Origin of the sequence: Deinococcus pimensis DSM 21231, assembly GCF_000519345.1 — a bacterium.
Taxonomy (GTDB): Bacteria; Deinococcota; Deinococci; order Deinococcales; family Deinococcaceae; genus Deinococcus_A; species Deinococcus_A pimensis.
In genome coordinates this window covers 97,773-111,630 of the sequence record NZ_KI912625.1, presented here as the reverse complement: position 1 = coordinate 111,630, position 13,858 = coordinate 97,773, and the positions used below count along the sequence as shown (strand labels likewise).

General features: G+C 70.4%; 14 protein-coding genes. 8 read left to right on the top strand and 6 right to left on the bottom strand.

Features of this window, described 5'->3' with window-relative positions; translation table 11 throughout:
- The 3 genes from DEIPI_RS42175 to DEIPI_RS0103105 form a co-directional block, all read right to left on the bottom strand.
- Positions 1-177: DUF4259 domain-containing protein (locus DEIPI_RS42175; protein WP_157463438.1), on the bottom strand; the 177-nt coding region annotated here is incomplete at its 3' end.
- On the bottom strand, positions 177-1,406 hold the full coding sequence (gene ispG / locus DEIPI_RS0103110) for a flavodoxin-dependent (E)-4-hydroxy-3-methylbut-2-enyl-diphosphate synthase (protein ID WP_027480814.1): 1,230 nt from the start codon (positions 1,404-1,406) through the stop codon (positions 177-179). The genes DEIPI_RS42175 and ispG, both read right to left, overlap by 1 nt.
- 4 nt (positions 1,407-1,410) lie before the next feature.
- Entirely contained in the window at positions 1,411-3,651 is a 2,241-nt protein-coding gene (locus tag DEIPI_RS0103105) for an ATP-binding protein (protein ID WP_027480813.1), read from the bottom strand.
- 262 nt (positions 3,652-3,913) lie between these two features.
- Between DEIPI_RS0103105 and uvrA the strand changes: the two genes are divergently transcribed.
- Both uvrA and DEIPI_RS28110 read left to right on the top strand, forming a co-directional pair.
- On the top strand, positions 3,914-6,913 hold the full coding sequence (gene uvrA, locus DEIPI_RS0103100) for an excinuclease ABC subunit UvrA (RefSeq protein WP_027480812.1): 3,000 nt from the start codon (positions 3,914-3,916) through the stop codon (positions 6,911-6,913).
- Entirely contained in the window at positions 6,910-7,461 is a 552-nt protein-coding gene (locus DEIPI_RS28110; RefSeq protein ID WP_052351597.1) for a hypothetical protein, read from the top strand. The genes uvrA and DEIPI_RS28110 overlap by 4 nt, the downstream gene beginning before the upstream one ends.
- Positions 7,462-7,512: 51 nt before the next feature.
- Here DEIPI_RS28110 and DEIPI_RS0103090 read toward each other — a convergent pair whose 3' ends face one another.
- Together DEIPI_RS0103090 and trpC are read right to left on the bottom strand one after the other, a co-directional pair.
- Positions 7,513-8,373, bottom strand: a complete 861-nt coding sequence (locus DEIPI_RS0103090; protein WP_027480811.1) for an ion transporter — start codon at positions 8,371-8,373, stop codon at positions 7,513-7,515.
- Between the two features lie 43 nt (positions 8,374-8,416).
- Entirely contained in the window at positions 8,417-9,193 is a 777-nt protein-coding gene (gene trpC / locus DEIPI_RS0103085; RefSeq protein ID WP_027480810.1) for an indole-3-glycerol phosphate synthase TrpC, read from the bottom strand.
- 31 nt (positions 9,194-9,224) lie between these two features.
- On the opposite strand from trpC, the gene hpt reads away from it, so the two are divergent.
- Positions 9,225-9,752 (top strand): hypoxanthine phosphoribosyltransferase, encoded by a 528-nt coding sequence (gene hpt, locus DEIPI_RS0103080; protein ID WP_027480809.1) that lies wholly within the window; start codon positions 9,225-9,227, stop codon positions 9,750-9,752.
- A gap of 137 nt (positions 9,753-9,889) precedes the next feature.
- Here the strand turns inward: hpt and DEIPI_RS0103075 are convergent, their stop codons facing one another.
- Positions 9,890-10,273 (bottom strand): S1 RNA-binding domain-containing protein, encoded by a 384-nt coding sequence (locus DEIPI_RS0103075; RefSeq protein ID WP_027480808.1) that lies wholly within the window; start codon positions 10,271-10,273, stop codon positions 9,890-9,892.
- Positions 10,274-10,547: 274 nt separating this feature from the next.
- On the opposite strand from DEIPI_RS0103075, the gene DEIPI_RS0103070 reads away from it, so the two are divergent.
- The 5 genes from DEIPI_RS0103070 to DEIPI_RS38795 all read left to right on the top strand — a co-directional run.
- Positions 10,548-11,141: a septum site-determining protein MinC gene (locus tag DEIPI_RS0103070; RefSeq protein ID WP_027480807.1), complete on the top strand. Its 594-nt coding sequence runs from the start codon at positions 10,548-10,550 to the stop codon at positions 11,139-11,141.
- Between the two features lie 233 nt (positions 11,142-11,374).
- Positions 11,375-11,821 (top strand): ribosome maturation factor RimP, encoded by a 447-nt coding sequence (gene rimP / locus DEIPI_RS0103065; protein ID WP_027480806.1) that lies wholly within the window; start codon positions 11,375-11,377, stop codon positions 11,819-11,821.
- Between the two features lie 261 nt (positions 11,822-12,082).
- Positions 12,083-13,276: a transcription termination factor NusA gene (gene nusA, locus DEIPI_RS0103060; protein WP_027480805.1), complete on the top strand. Its 1,194-nt coding sequence runs from the start codon at positions 12,083-12,085 to the stop codon at positions 13,274-13,276.
- Positions 13,277-13,359: 83 nt separating this feature from the next.
- The gene (locus DEIPI_RS28105) at positions 13,360-13,668 is read left to right on the top strand and encodes a YlxR family protein (protein ID WP_045233540.1); all 309 of its coding nucleotides are present in this window, start codon (positions 13,360-13,362) and stop codon (positions 13,666-13,668) included.
- The coding region (locus DEIPI_RS38795; RefSeq protein ID WP_027480804.1) for a translation initiation factor IF-2 N-terminal domain-containing protein at positions 13,661-13,858 on the top strand (198 nt) is incomplete at its 3' end. The genes DEIPI_RS28105 and DEIPI_RS38795, both read left to right, overlap by 8 nt.

Genomic DNA, 13,858 nt, shown 5'->3' with positions numbered 1-13,858 from the left:
GACCACCGCCGCCGCCGCGAGGCCGCGCGCGCCCTCGGGCGCCTCGACGTACTCGCCCTCGTGGTCGAGGACGACGTCGAGGGCCTCCTCCACCGCGACGGGACCGTCGGCGGCGAGCTCACGGGCGAAGCCGAGCGCGTCGTCGTTCTCGAAGGGCCCCACACCCCACGCGGGCATCAGGCGCCCTCCACGGCGCGCTGCCCGTACGTGCGCTCCACGTACGCCTCCAGGAGTTCCTGGAAGTCCTCCGCGATGCGCGGCCCCTTCAGGGTCGTGAGGAGCTTGCCGTCCTGGTAGACGGGCGCGCGGGGCTCCTCGCCCGTGCCGGGCAGGCTGATGCCGATGTTGGCGTGCTTGCTCTCGCCGGGACCGTTCACGACGCAGCCCATCACGGCGACCTGCATGGCCTCCACGCCCGGGTAGCGGCCCTTCCACTCGGGCATCTGGTCGCGGATGTAGCCCTGGATCTTCTGCGCGAGCTCCTGGAAGACGGTGCTGGTGGTGCGTCCGCAGCCGGGGCAGGCCGTGACCTGCGGGAGGAACTGCCTCAGGCCCATGCTCTGCAGGATCTGCTGCGCGACCTCCACCTCCAGCTTGCGGGGCGCGCCGGGTTCGGGCGTGAGGCTCACGCGGATGGTGTCGCCGATGCCTTCGAGCAGCAGGGGCGCGAGCGCCGCGCTCGACGCGACGATGCCCTTCATGCCCATGCCCGCCTCGGTGAGGCCGAGGTGCAGCGGGTAGTCGCAGCGCGCGGCGAGCTTGCGGTACACCTGCCACAGCTCGGGCGCGCTGCTGACCTTCGCGCTGATGAGGATCCGGTCGTGCGGCAGGCCGAGCGACTCGGCGTACTCGGCGCTTTCGAGCGCGGAGACGATCATCGCGTCGATCATGACGTCCGTGCCGCCGCGCGGGCTGGCGCTGCGGGCGTTCTCGTCCATCATGCGCGCGAGGACGGCCTGGTCGAGGCTGCCCCAGTTCACGCCGATGCGCACGGGCTTGCCGTGCTCGATCGCCACCTCGATCATGGTGGCGAAGTTGCGGTCGTGGTGGGCGCCCGCGCCGACGTTGCCGGGGTTGATGCGGTACTTCGCGAGCAGCGCGGCCGTCTCGGGGAACTCGCGCAGCAGGATGTGGCCGTTGTAGTGGAAGTCCCCGACGAGGGGCACGTCCACGCCGACGTCACGCAGGCGCAGGGCGATCTCGGGGATGGCGGCGGCGGCGGCGCGGTTGTTCACGGTGACGCGCACCACCTCGGAGCCGGCGCGGGCGAGCTGCGCCACCTGGAGGGCGGTGCCCTCCGCGTCGGCGGTGTCGGTGTTGGTCATGGACTGCACGACCACGGGATGGTCGCCCCCGACGGGGACGTGACCGACCCAGGCGGTGACGGTTCTGCGGCGGGACGTCATGCGCTCAGTCTAGAGCGGCGACCTCCGGGTGGATTGCGGGATTGTCCCGGTTCGGGGGCGGCACGAGGTCCCGCCACGCGAGCGCCGCGCCGCGCTCACGCCCGGCGAGCGCCTCCTCCTCGCCGAGCGCGTCCACCACGGGTCGCCACGCCTCGTCGAGCAGATCGTCGGCGTGACGGAACTCGTTGCGGTTGCGTCCCCTCGTGACGGCCTCCGCGTGCCCTCGCAGGCGCGCGGCGTCGTGGAAGCGGCCCTCGCGGGCGGCGACGACGGAGAGGAGCGCGCTGGCCCAGCCGACGCTCACACGCTCGTTCTCCCCCCACAGGAACTCGCTCAGCGCCGCGCCGACCGCCCCCGTCTCGCCGCGCCGCAGCCGGAACTCGGCGGTCAGGAGTTCGAGGGCCTCGTTCACGGCGTCCGGTGTGATCTGCGCGGTCACCTCGCGCGCCACGCCGAGGAAGCGCGCCGCCTCGTCGAGCTCGCCGAGGCGCATCGCGACGCGTGAGGCGTGCTCGCTGACCGTGCCGAGGTTGGCGACGTCGCCGATGCCGCGGAAGTCGTCCACGAGAGCGTAGAGCTCGTCGCGGGCGCGGTCGAACCGTCCGGCGGCCATGCGGGTGACGCAGAGGTTCGCGCGCTGCCGCACCACCGTGGGCGGCTCGTCGAGGAGTCCGGCGAGCCGCAGGGACTCCTCGTGGTGACGCTCCGCGAGGTCGTGGTCCTCGCGGAAGACGGCGACGACGCCGCGGCAGACGTGGATGTTCATGCGCAACCTCACGGCGTCCTCGGGGACGACGTCGAGCGCCTCCTGCAGGCGCTCCTCGGCGGTGTCGAGTTCCAGGCCCATCTGCGCCATCCGGCCCCACTCGAACGCGAGCTTCGCGCGGAGCGTGGGCGCGAGGTCGTGCATGACGGGCTCGTACGCCTCGAACCAGCGCAGGTGGTCCGCGCCGCGCCGCACGTACACCCAGAACAGCGCGATCCGCGCGAGGAGTTCCGCGCCGCGCCGCGCGTCCGCGCCGTTGAGGATGCCGCGCCGCAGCAGGTCGCGGATGTCGTCCTCGCGGCGGCGGAAGAAGGCCATGGCGGGTTTCTGCGCGCGAGTGAAGCGCGCGGCGTGATGATCGGCGCCGCTGGTGAGGAGCTCGTCGAGCGCCTCGTGGGCGTAGCGCTGCTCGTCGAGCGTGGCGAGCTCACGCTCGGCGAAGTCGCGCAGGGTGTCGAGCAGCAGGTACTCCGAGCCCTCGCGGGTCGGGTCGAACGCGACGAGGCTGGCGTCCACGAGCGCCTCGAGCGCGCCCTCGGCGCCCGTGGGGAGGCGCAGCCGCTCTCCGAGGTCGTGAGCGTCGTCAAGGGTGAAGTGGCCGCGGAACACCCCGAGGTGGCGGAACCAGACGCGTTCCTCGTCGGTGAGCAGATCGTAGGACCAGCGGGCGGTGGCGTGCAGGCTGCGCTGCCGTTCCGGGAGGTCCACGAGGCCCGTGCCGGGCAGGCCGCGCTGCTCGTCGAGGCGACGGGAGAGCGCGGCGACGTCGAGCGTGCGCAGGCAGGCGGCGGCGAGTTCGAGCGCGAGCGGGAGCCCGTCGAGCCGCGCGCACAGCTCGGCGGTGCGGCGCAGGGCGGCCGGCGTGGCGGTGAGCGCGGCGACCCGTCCGGGGGCGCGGCGTTCGGTCCGGTCGAGCAGGAGCCGCACCGCGGGAGAGGCGAGGACGTCCGCGGCGCGGGCGCCGCGCGGCAGCGCGAGCGGCGCGAGTTCGTGGAGGTACTCGGCGGGAAGGCGCGTGGAGAGGCGGCTCGTGACGAGGACGGTGACACGGTCGTTGGCGAGGAGGTCGCGCAGGAAGGGGACCGCGCCCGGCAGGAGGTGTTCGAGGTTGTCGAGCACGACGAGCGCGCGGGGCACCTCGCGGGCGGCCCGTTCGACCGTGCCGAGCAGGTACGGGAGGAGCGCCGCGTCCGAGACGCCGGAGAGCTCCACGAACTCGACGTGGTCGCCGCGCTCCCGCGCCCGTTCGGCGGCGGCGCGCGCGACGGTGGTCTTGCCCACTCCGCCGGGGCCGAGGAGCGTCACGAGGCCCTGCCCGTCCGGCGCGAGCAGACGATCGAGCTCGGCGAGGTCCTCCTCCCGTCCGACGAGTCCGGGTGGGCCGTCCGTGGTGGGACGGGCGGTCCCGGTGGCGTCGGCGGAACCGATGGAACGGACGGGGTGAGGGGGTCTGGAGCGGACTGGGGTGTGGTCGCTCATGAGCTCTCCGGGACGGCGCGCCGTCGGGTCGGGTGAAGGGTGGGTACTCGCCCACTGTAGGTGGCCTCCCAGAAGTCGGGTGTGAAACTTAACACCACATTGGGCGCATGCTCACGTTGCCCGGTCACCGGGCGGCCCCGGGCGGACTGTGTCCGGAGTCGTGGCGGTCTGTTCGCTGGTGCTAGAATGCACTGTTGACCCAGAAGAACACTGGTTGGTTCTGCCACCGGCGTAAGTGATTTCAGTTAAGGGAGAAGCGAGCTTGAACAACATCATCGTGCGCGGGGCGCGGGAACATAACCTCAAGAACGTCACCGTGGAACTGCCCCGGAACAAGTTCGTGGTCATCACGGGCGTGTCCGGCTCGGGCAAGTCCACCCTCGCCTTCGACACCATCTACGCCGAGGGGCAGCGCCGCTACGTCGAGAGCCTCAGCGCCTACGCCCGGCAGTTCCTCGGCCTGATGGAGAAGCCCGACGTGGACGCCATCGAGGGGCTGTCGCCCGCCATCTCCATCGACCAGAAGACGACCAGCCACAACCCGCGCTCCACGGTCGGCACCGTAACGGAGATTCACGACTACCTGCGCCTGCTGTACGCGCGGGTCGGCTCGCCGTACTGCCCGATCTGCGGACGCAAGATCGAGCGGCAGTCGCCCAGCGAGATCACGGACAAGCTCCTCACGCAGTTCGTGGACGCGAAGGCCATCCTGCTCGCGCCCGTCGTGCGCGGACGCAAGGGCGAGTACCGCAAGCTCCTCGGGGACCTCAAGCGCGAAGGCTTCGCGCGCGCCCGCGTGGACGGCACCATCTACGACATCGACGAGGCCGAGAAGCTCAAGCTGGAGAAGTTCGAGAAGCACGACATCGACGTCGTCGTGGACCGCCTCGTGCTGCGCGAGACCGACCGGGGCCGCATCGCGGAGAGCGTGGAGCTCGGCCTGCGGCGCGGCGAGGGCCTGCTGCGCGTGCTGCTCACCGACACGAACCACGAGGAGCTCTACTCCGAGAAGTTCGCCTGCCCCGAGCACGGCAGCGTCCTGGAGGAACTCGAACCCCGCTCGTTCTCGTTCAACTCGCCGTACGGGGCCTGCCCGGACTGCGCGGGCCTCGGCAGCAAGCTGGAGTTCAGCGCGGACAGCATCATCGACGAGGCCCTCTCCATCGCGGAGGGCGCGATCGTCCCGTGGAGCAAGAAGGGCACGGGCGGCGGCGTGTACTACTGGGACAAGCTGCGCGCCCTCTCCGAGCACCTCGGCTTCGACCTCAAGACCCCCTGGCGCGAACTGCCCGAGGAGGTCCGTCACGCCGTCCTGCGCGGCCTCGACAAGCCCTTCGAGGTCGTCTACCGCCGCGGCGGCAAGGAGACGATGCGCTTCATGACGGAGTACGAGGGCGTCATCGCGAACCTGGAGCGCCGCTACGCCGAGACCGAGTCGGACTACATGCGCGAGAAGCTCGAGGAGATGATGGAGCAGGCGCCCTGCCCGACCTGCGGCAGCACCCGCTACAAGCCCGAGATCCTCGCGGTGCGCGTCGGCGGGCTCAACATCGCCCAGTCGAGCAACATGAGCGTCCTGGAGGCCGACGCGTTCTTCGAGCGCCTCGCGGACGGGTCCGTCACGGAGGGCGCCATCGCGAAGTTCCTGGAGACCGGCACGGGCGGCACGCAGAAGGTCGCGCCCGCCCGCACCCTCGACCTGGAGCTCGGCGGCTTCGGCAGCACCGTCGCCGCGCCGATCCTGCGCGCGATCCGCACGCGCCTGAAGTTCCTCGTGGACGTCGGCCTCGACTACCTCTCGCTCGACCGCGCCGCGAACACCCTGTCGGGCGGCGAGGCGCAGCGCATCCGCCTCGCCACGCAGGTCGGCAGCGGCCTCACGGGCGTCCTGTACGTCCTCGACGAACCCTCCATCGGGCTGCACCCCAAGGACAACGGGCGCCTCATCCAGACGCTGAAGCACCTGCGCGATCTCGGCAACACCCTCCTCGTGGTGGAGCACGACGAGGAGACCATGATGGAGTCCGACTACATCGTGGACATGGGGCCCGGCGCGGGCGTGCACGGCGGCGACGTCATCGCGACCGGCACACCCGAGGAGCTCGCCCGCAGCGAGGAGAGCCTCACGGGGCGCTACCTGCGCGGCGACCTCAAGATCGCCCTCCCGGAGACGCGTCGGCGCGGCAACGGCCGCAAGCTGCGCATCCGCGGCGCGCGGGAGCACAACCTCCGCGACGTCAGCGTGGAGATCCCGCTCGCCACCATGACGGTCGTGACGGGCCCGTCGGGGTCCGGCAAGTCCACCCTCATCCACGACATCCTGCACGCGACGCTCGCGCGCGACCTCAACCGCGCCAAGACCAGCCCCGGCAAGTTCGACGGTCTCGACGGCGTCGAGCACCTCGACAAGGTCATCGAGATCGACCAGAGCCCCATCGGGCGCACGCCGCGCAGCAACCCCGCCACGTACACGGGCGTCTTCACCGACATCCGCGATCTCTTCACCCGCACCACGGAGGCGCGCCGACGCGGCTATCAGGCGGGCCGCTTCTCCTTCAACGTGAAGGGCGGCCGCTGCGAGGCCTGCAAGGGCGACGGCGTCGTGAAGATCGAGATGAACTTCCTCCCGGACCTGTACGTCCCCTGCGAGGTCTGCAAGGGCGCGCGCTACAACCGCGAGACGCTGGAGGTGAAGTACAACGGCAAGAGCATCGCGGAGGTGCTCGACATGACCGTCGAGGACGCCCGCGCCTTCTTCGAGAACATCCCCACCATCGAGAAGAAGATGCAGCTGCTCGTGGACGTCGGCCTGGGCTACATGAAGATCGGGCAGCCCAGCACCACCCTGTCCGGCGGCGAGGCGCAGCGCATCAAGCTCGCGTCGGAGCTCAGCAAGCGCGCGACGGGCAAGACGATCTACATCCTCGACGAGCCCACCACGGGCCTGCACTTCGAGGACGTGCGCAAGCTGATGGGCGTGCTCGAACGGCTCGTGGAGGCCGGCAATACCCTCGTGATCATCGAGCACAACCTCGACGTGATCAAGAGCGCCGACTGGGTCATCGACCTCGGTCCCGAGGGCGGCATCCGCGGCGGCGAGATCGTCACGATCGGCACGCCCGAGGACGTGGCGCGTCACCCGACGAGCCACACGGGCGCGTACCTCGCGAAGATCCCGGACCTGCGCGCCCGCCTGGAGGGCGCGGCGGTGCTCGCGGCGCCCGCGAAGAAGGGGACGCGCAAGCAGAAGGTGGCCGGTTGAGTCCCGAGGGCCGTCATTCGCTCGCGGCGTGGCTGGTGGGCCTCGGCCTGCTCGCGGCGCTCGTGCTGGCGCTCCTCTCCCCGCTCGACTGGCCGCTGAAGCTCGGGGCGTGGGTGCTGCTGACCCTGCTGCTCGACGAGAGCGGCAACTGGTTCGGCTACACGGGCGTCCTGGTGGGCGCGCTGCCCCTGCTGCTCGGCAAGGACGGGCACCCCGTGGTGCCCGCGCTGTCCACGCTCGCGCTGCCCACCACGCCGGAGTGGTCCGTGGTGTTCCCGCTCGTCGCGGCGGGCCTCGTGGCGCTCCTCCTCGTGAAGCACACCGGCACGCTCGTCGCGCTGATCCTGTCCGTGGCGGTGTTCGTCCTGCCGATCCTGCTCGCGCGCCGCATCGGGCCCTCCCTGGACGAGAGCGTGAAGCTGCCCGGCACGAGCGACTTCCTCACCTGGGCGCTCGGCGCGGCGATCGTCGGGGTGGTCGTGGCGCTCGCGCGGCGCGTGCTGCGGAACGTCCGCACGCGCCGGGAGCGGAACACGGCGTCGGCGTAGAGGTCGGGAGGGCGTGAGGCCGGAGCACTCAGGCTCCGGCCTCTTCCGTTCCTACTCCCCCACGCCCTGCGCCGCGCCCCCCACCGGGTCCGGCAGCCGCGCCCCGCACCTGCGGCAGTGCAGCGCGTCCCCGTCGTGCCCGCTCAGACCGCAGTTCGGGCAGACGCGCCCCGCGTCGCGCCGCGCCTGCTCCCGCGCGATGCCCGCCGTGACGATCCCGGTCGGCACGGCGATGATGCCGTACCCCAGGATCATCGCGAGCGACGCCAGGGCCTTGCCGAGCCCCGTCTTCGGCGCGATGTCGCCGTACCCGACGGTCGTCAGGGTCACGATCGCCCAGTAGATGCTCGTGGGGATGCTGGTGTAGCCGTTCCTCGGCCCCTCGATGACGTACATCGCCGCGCCGATGATCGTGACGAGCGTCAGGACCGTCGCGAGGAACACCACGATCTTCGCGCTGCTCGCGCGCAGCGCGCTCGTGAGCAGGTTCGCCTCGCTGAGGTAGCGCGTGAGCTTGAGAATCCGGAAGATCCGCAGCAGGCGCAGCGCGCGGATCACGAGGAGGTACTGCGCGCCCGGCAGGAACAGCACGAGGTACGCGGGCAGGATCGCGACGAGGTCGACGAATCCGAGCGGGCTCAGCGCGTAGCGCCACCAGCGCCGCGCCGACACGAGCCGCAGGAAGTACTCCACCGTGAAGAGCAGCGTGAAGGCGCCCTCGATGTCACGTAGCCGCCCCCCGTAGGACGCGCGGATCCACTCGACGCTTTCGAGCATCACCGAGAGCACGCTCAGCAGGATCAGCACGATCAGCAGCAGGTCGAAGGCGCGGCCCGCCCGCGTGTCGCTCTCGAAGATGACGTTGCCCAGCGCCACCCGCCACGGGGGCCGCGTGTCCCGGTACGCGCTCACACGGGAAGTCTACGCGCGGGAAGCGTGAGGCGGCGCGCGCACATCACACGGTGACGTTCATCAGGTCCCGCGCGGCGCGCTCCAGGTCCCCGGAGGACGCGAGGGCGCTCCCGACGAGCACGGCGTCCGCGAGGCCCTGCAGGTCGCGCAGCTGCTCGGGCCGTTCGTAACCGCTCTCCGCGACGAGCGCGCCCTGGAAGCCCCGGTCGAGGGCGCGGCGGATGAGGCGCGGCGCGTTCGCGAGGTCGATGTTCAGGGTGGTCAGGTCGCGGTTGTTCACCCCGAGGATCTCCGCGCCCGCCGCCATCGCGAGGTCGAGCTCGCGCTCGTCGTGGACCTCCACGAGCGCGTCGAGGCCGTGGTGGTGCGCCACCTCCAGGAACTCGTGGGTGCGTTCGCCCAGCACGGACACCATCAGCAGGGCGCAGGACGCGCCCCACTCGGCGGCCTCCGCGAGCATCGCGGGATGCACGACGAAGTCCTTGCGCAGCGCGGGAATGTCCACCGCGCGGCTCACGTCCCGCAGGGCCTCGGGCGAGCCGCCGAAATGCCGCGGCTCCGTCAGGACGGACACGGCCGCCGCGCCGCCCCGCTCGTACGCCCGCGCGGCCTCCACCGGGTCGAGCGGGGCGATCGCGCCGCGGCTGGGACTGGCGCGCTTCACCTCCGCGATGAGGGCGAGCGCGCCGCCACGCACCGCGCGCTTGAAGCGCAGCTCGCGCTGACGGGGCGGGCCCGGCGCGTACTCCCGGCCCTCGTAGTCGTTCCAGCGTTCCCGGACGATGCCGCCGAGCACGCCCGGCACGGAGTCGAACTTCATGGGGAAAGGATAGCTGATGTAACATCTTCCAATGACCTTCACCCCCTCCAACGGTCCCGTTCAGATCTCCACGCAGGAGATCCAGGCTCGCATCGAGGAGCTCGGCGCGCAGATCGCCCGCGACTACGAAGGCAAGGAGCCTCACCTCATCTGCGTCCTCAACGGGGCGTTCCTGTTCCACTCGGATCTCGTGCGGGCGCTGCGGATGCCCCTCACGGTGGACTTCATGGCCGTCAGCAGCTACGGCAGCGCGAAGCAGTCCAGCGGCGAGGTGCGCCTCGTGAAGGACCTCAGCCTGCCCCTCTCGAACCGTCACGTGATCCTCGTGGAGGACATCGTGGACACCGGGATCACCATGCAGTACCTGCTGCACTACCTGCAGGGACGCGGTCCCGCGTCGCTGAAGGTGGCGGCGCTGCTGTCCAAGCCGTCGCGCCGCAAGGTGGAGGTGCCCGTGGACTACCTGGGCTTCACCATCCCGGACGCGTTCGTGTACGGCTACGGTCTCGACCGCGCGCAGTTCGACCGGAACCTGCCGTTCATCACGTCGCAGGAGTAGCGGTCGGCGGTCGGTGATCCGCCGTCGGTGAGGGAGGGCGTCCACGCGCGGGCGCCCTCCCTTCCGTTCCGGCTTCGAGAAGGAGGGCACCCGCGTGCGGGTGCCCTCCTGAGCGCTGACAGTCGATCGCTGTCGGCCTACTTGCGTCCGCCCTTCTTGGCGCCGCCCTTCTTGTCGCCGCCGCCCGTGCGTTCCTTCGCGTCACGCATGAACGAGCGGAGCTTCGCCTCGAACTGGGGAGACTGACGCCCGATGGCGCGCGGGCGGGGCAGCTCCTCGGGCTCGTCGAGGAGCTCCTTGATGGAGAGGTCGAGGCGGCCCTTGTCGTCACGCCCCAGAACCTTGACCTCGACGGTCTGTCCCTCGTCGAGGTGATCGCGGACAGAGCGGACGAAGCTGTGCGCGATCTGCGAGATGTGCACGAGGCCGGTCTCGCCGTTTTCAAACTGGACGAAGGCGCCGAAGTCGGTCACGCGCGTTACGCGTCCCTCGACGACCGCGCCGGATTCAAGCTGCACCAAGAAGGTCCTCCCGGTTGATCATGCGGGTATCGTATCACCACGTCCAGGGACGCGCCACCGACCCTGGCCCGGACGCCCGGACCGCTCCGCTCACACGTGGAGAGACGCGTGAACGGTCCAGGCAGGAGCGAGGGACCGCTCCCGAGCGTGCGACGGTGGGGCGGCGGAGACTCATCACCACGTCCAGGGACGCGCCACCGACCCTGGCCCGGACGCCCGGACCGCTTCGCGCTCTCATTCGTGGTGAGCGGGGTGTCCTGCTAGAGTGAGCTTGATGAAACTGCGCGGCACTCTGGGCGGGCTCAACCTGCTGGTCGAGCCTGAGGATTCGGCGCTCAGCGTCGAGGAGGCGCTCCTCGCCAAACGGGAGCTGCTGCGGCAGACCGTCACGGTCGAATTCGAGGGCGAGGTGGAGGCGGCGGCGCTGGAGGCGGCGATGAACGTGGTGCGCGCGGCGGGCGGCGAGGTGCTGCGGGTGCGCGGCAGCCGTCAGGTGGTGCAGGTCGGCGCGGACGCCCGGACGGTGATCGTGCCGCACAGCCTGCGCGCGGGCTTCCACGGGGAGTACAAGGGCAGCGTCGTGATTCTCGGGGACGTGAATCCGGGCGCGGAGGTCGTGGCGGGCGGCGACGTCATCGTGATGGGCGCGCTCCGCGGCCTCGTGCACGCGGGTGCGGGCGGGAAGGCCGACGCGATCGTGTGGGCGCGGCCCATCGCCTCGCCGCAGATTCGCCTCGCGGACGCCATGGCGCGCGCGCCGGAGGACAACTCCATGACGGTGATGCGCCGCATCGAGGAAGGGCACGCGGAGATCGCGCGCCTGAACGACGGGGCGATCGTGATCGAGGCGCACGCCGTGAAGTCGTAGAGACACGTCGACGATCCAGGCAGGAGCACCGGGCCGTCCCCGCCACTGCCCTCCCCGCCGCGTCTCGAAGCCCGTCCGGGACGCGGCGGGCGTCTTTGGGGTATACTGAATGAGCAATTCCTCTTCGCGAGGGGTGGGCAGGTGCCCACCCTTCTTTCGTGAGGGGAGCCCTGGAGGCTGGAGGCCGAGCCGTGTCGACGTCGCGTTGGCGGCGTGACCTGCGGAGACAACACATGAAGAACAACCTGGAACAGATCGCGATGGACGCCCTCGAACCGCTCGGGTTCGAGGTGCTCGAAGTCCATCTTCAGAACCCCGGCAAGCGGCCCACGCTGCTGGTCCGCATCGACCGTCTCGACGAGCAGCCCGTCACCGTCGACGACCTTTCCCGTGCGAGCGAGGCGCTCGGCGTGGACCTCGATCGGCTCGATCCCATCGCGGGCGAGTACCGACTGGAGCTGGAGTCGCCCGGCGCGAAGCGTCCCCTGCTGCGGGCCCGCCACTTCGAGCGCATGCTGGGCCTCAAGGCGAAGGTGCGCGGCGGCGGGCACAGCTTCACGGCGCCCATCGCGCGGGTGGACGGCGACGAGGTCACCTTCGACGTGCCCGAAGGCCCGGTGACGCTGCGCGTCGGGGATTTTCAGGCGAACCTTGCGGAGTTTCCGTCGTCGCACCGCTGAGTGGAGAGACACGTCGACGCACGAGGCATGAGGACCGCTCCGGTCCGTACGCAGCCAAGAGCTCGACGGCCACTTCCCAACGTCTCGCCGCTCACTCTCCGCGCGCTGTACGCCGGGTTACCGTTGAGTCGAGCGAGCTGAAGTCCCCCCTCTCGACGAGTCGGGCGTCCGACGCCCCTCGAACGTGGTCCCGCCGGGACCCGGACAATTCAAGGCCGCTTTCGGGCGGCGCCGCTACAACTCAAGGAGGAATCAGGTCCCATGTCGGCAGAATTCAATTTCGTGGACGCCCTGCGTGAGGTCGCGCAGGCCCGCAACATCAACGAGATGCAGCTCATCGAGGCGTTCGAGCAGTCGCTCGCGCAGGCCTACACCCGCAACGTGGAGCCGGACAAGCGCGTGGAGGTCCACCTCGACCCGAAGTCGGGCGAGCTGGAGGTGCTGGTCATCAAGGAGGTCGTGGAGAAGGTCGAGGACGAGAACGTCCAGATCTCGCTCGCGGACGCCCTCGAACTCGATCCGGGCGTGGAGCTCGGCATGGAGATGGAGTTCCCGGTGGAGCGCGAGAAGTTCACGCGCATCGCGCTGCAGGCGGCGAAGCAGACCCTGACGCAGAAGATGCGCGAGACGGAACGCAACGTCGTCTTCAACGAGTACAAGGACAAGGAAGGCCAGGTGCTCACCGCGACGGTGGTGCGCATGGACAACAAGGGCAACATCTTCGTGGAGCTCGGCGCGGGCGAGGCGATCATGCCGCCGCGCGAGCAGATCCCGGGCGAGCGCCTCCTGAACGGCAACCGCGTGAAGATCTACCTCAAGGAGGTCCGCAAGACCCCGAAGGGCCCGACGATCCTCGCGAGCCGCGCGGACGAGCGGCTGCTGGAGTACCTGCTGCGGCAGGAGATCCCGGAGGTCGCGGAGGGCATCGTGGAGGTCAAGGCGATCGCGCGCGAGGCGGGTCAGCGCAGCAAGGTGGCGGTGTGGAGCCGCAACAGCAACGTCGACCCGATCGGCGCGTGCATCGGTCACCGCGGCAACCGCATCCAGGCCGTGACGGGCGAGCTGGGCCGCGAGCGCGTGGACGTGATCCTGTGGGATCCGACGCCGCGGGAGTTCATCCGCAACGCGCTTTCCCCGGCGAAGGTCGGCCTGATCGAGGTGAACGCGGACCGCAAGGAGGCCACGGTGACCGTGACGGGTGATCAGCTGAGCCTCGCGATCGGCAAGGGCGGTCAGAACGTGCGTCTGGCGGCGAAGCTGACGGGCTTCAAGATCGACCTGAAGGAGACGCAGGCGATCCAGGACCTCGACGCGGCCCTCGCTCAGGCGATGCAGGACGAGGACGAGCCGCGCGAGACGACCACGGGCGCGCGCGCCGCGTTCGACGCGCTGTTCAAGGACAGCAAGACCGTCGCGAGCGCCACGCCCGAGGGTGACACCGAGCTGAATGATTGAACGGTCAGGATTGGGCGCGTCCTGATCCGCTAGAACAGCAGTGGAGGACGCGCGCGTCCACGCCTTCCCAGAATCGAGAGCGCATGACGAAGCACCATGTTCCCGAACGCACCTGCATCGCCTGCCGCCGCAAGCGGCCCCAGGCGGAGCTGACGCGTGTCACGCGAACGCCGCAGGGCTGGGCGCTCGTGCAGGGCCCGCGTTCGGGCCGGGGAGCGTACGTCTGCTCGGATTCGCCCGCGTGCTGGGCGGAGAAACGACTTCGCCGCGCGCTCGGCGCGTCGGCGCCTGAGGTGAGCGAGCGGCTCACGCTCGCGCTGCCCGCCGGGGAGGCGACCCACATTTCGAACGATCCGCGTTCGCGGCGTGCCATCGGAGGTACGAATGTCTAAGGTAAGAATTTACGCCCTGGCCAAGGAGCTCGGGCTCGAAACGGCCCAGCTTCTGGAGATGCTCGACGGTCTGGGCGTGCAGTACAAGTCCTCCTCGTCCACGCTGGACGAGGAGACGGTGGAGGCCATCAAGGCGCTCGTGGGTGAGGGCTCCGGCGAGGCGTCCGCGCCCGCCGAGACGGAACCCGCC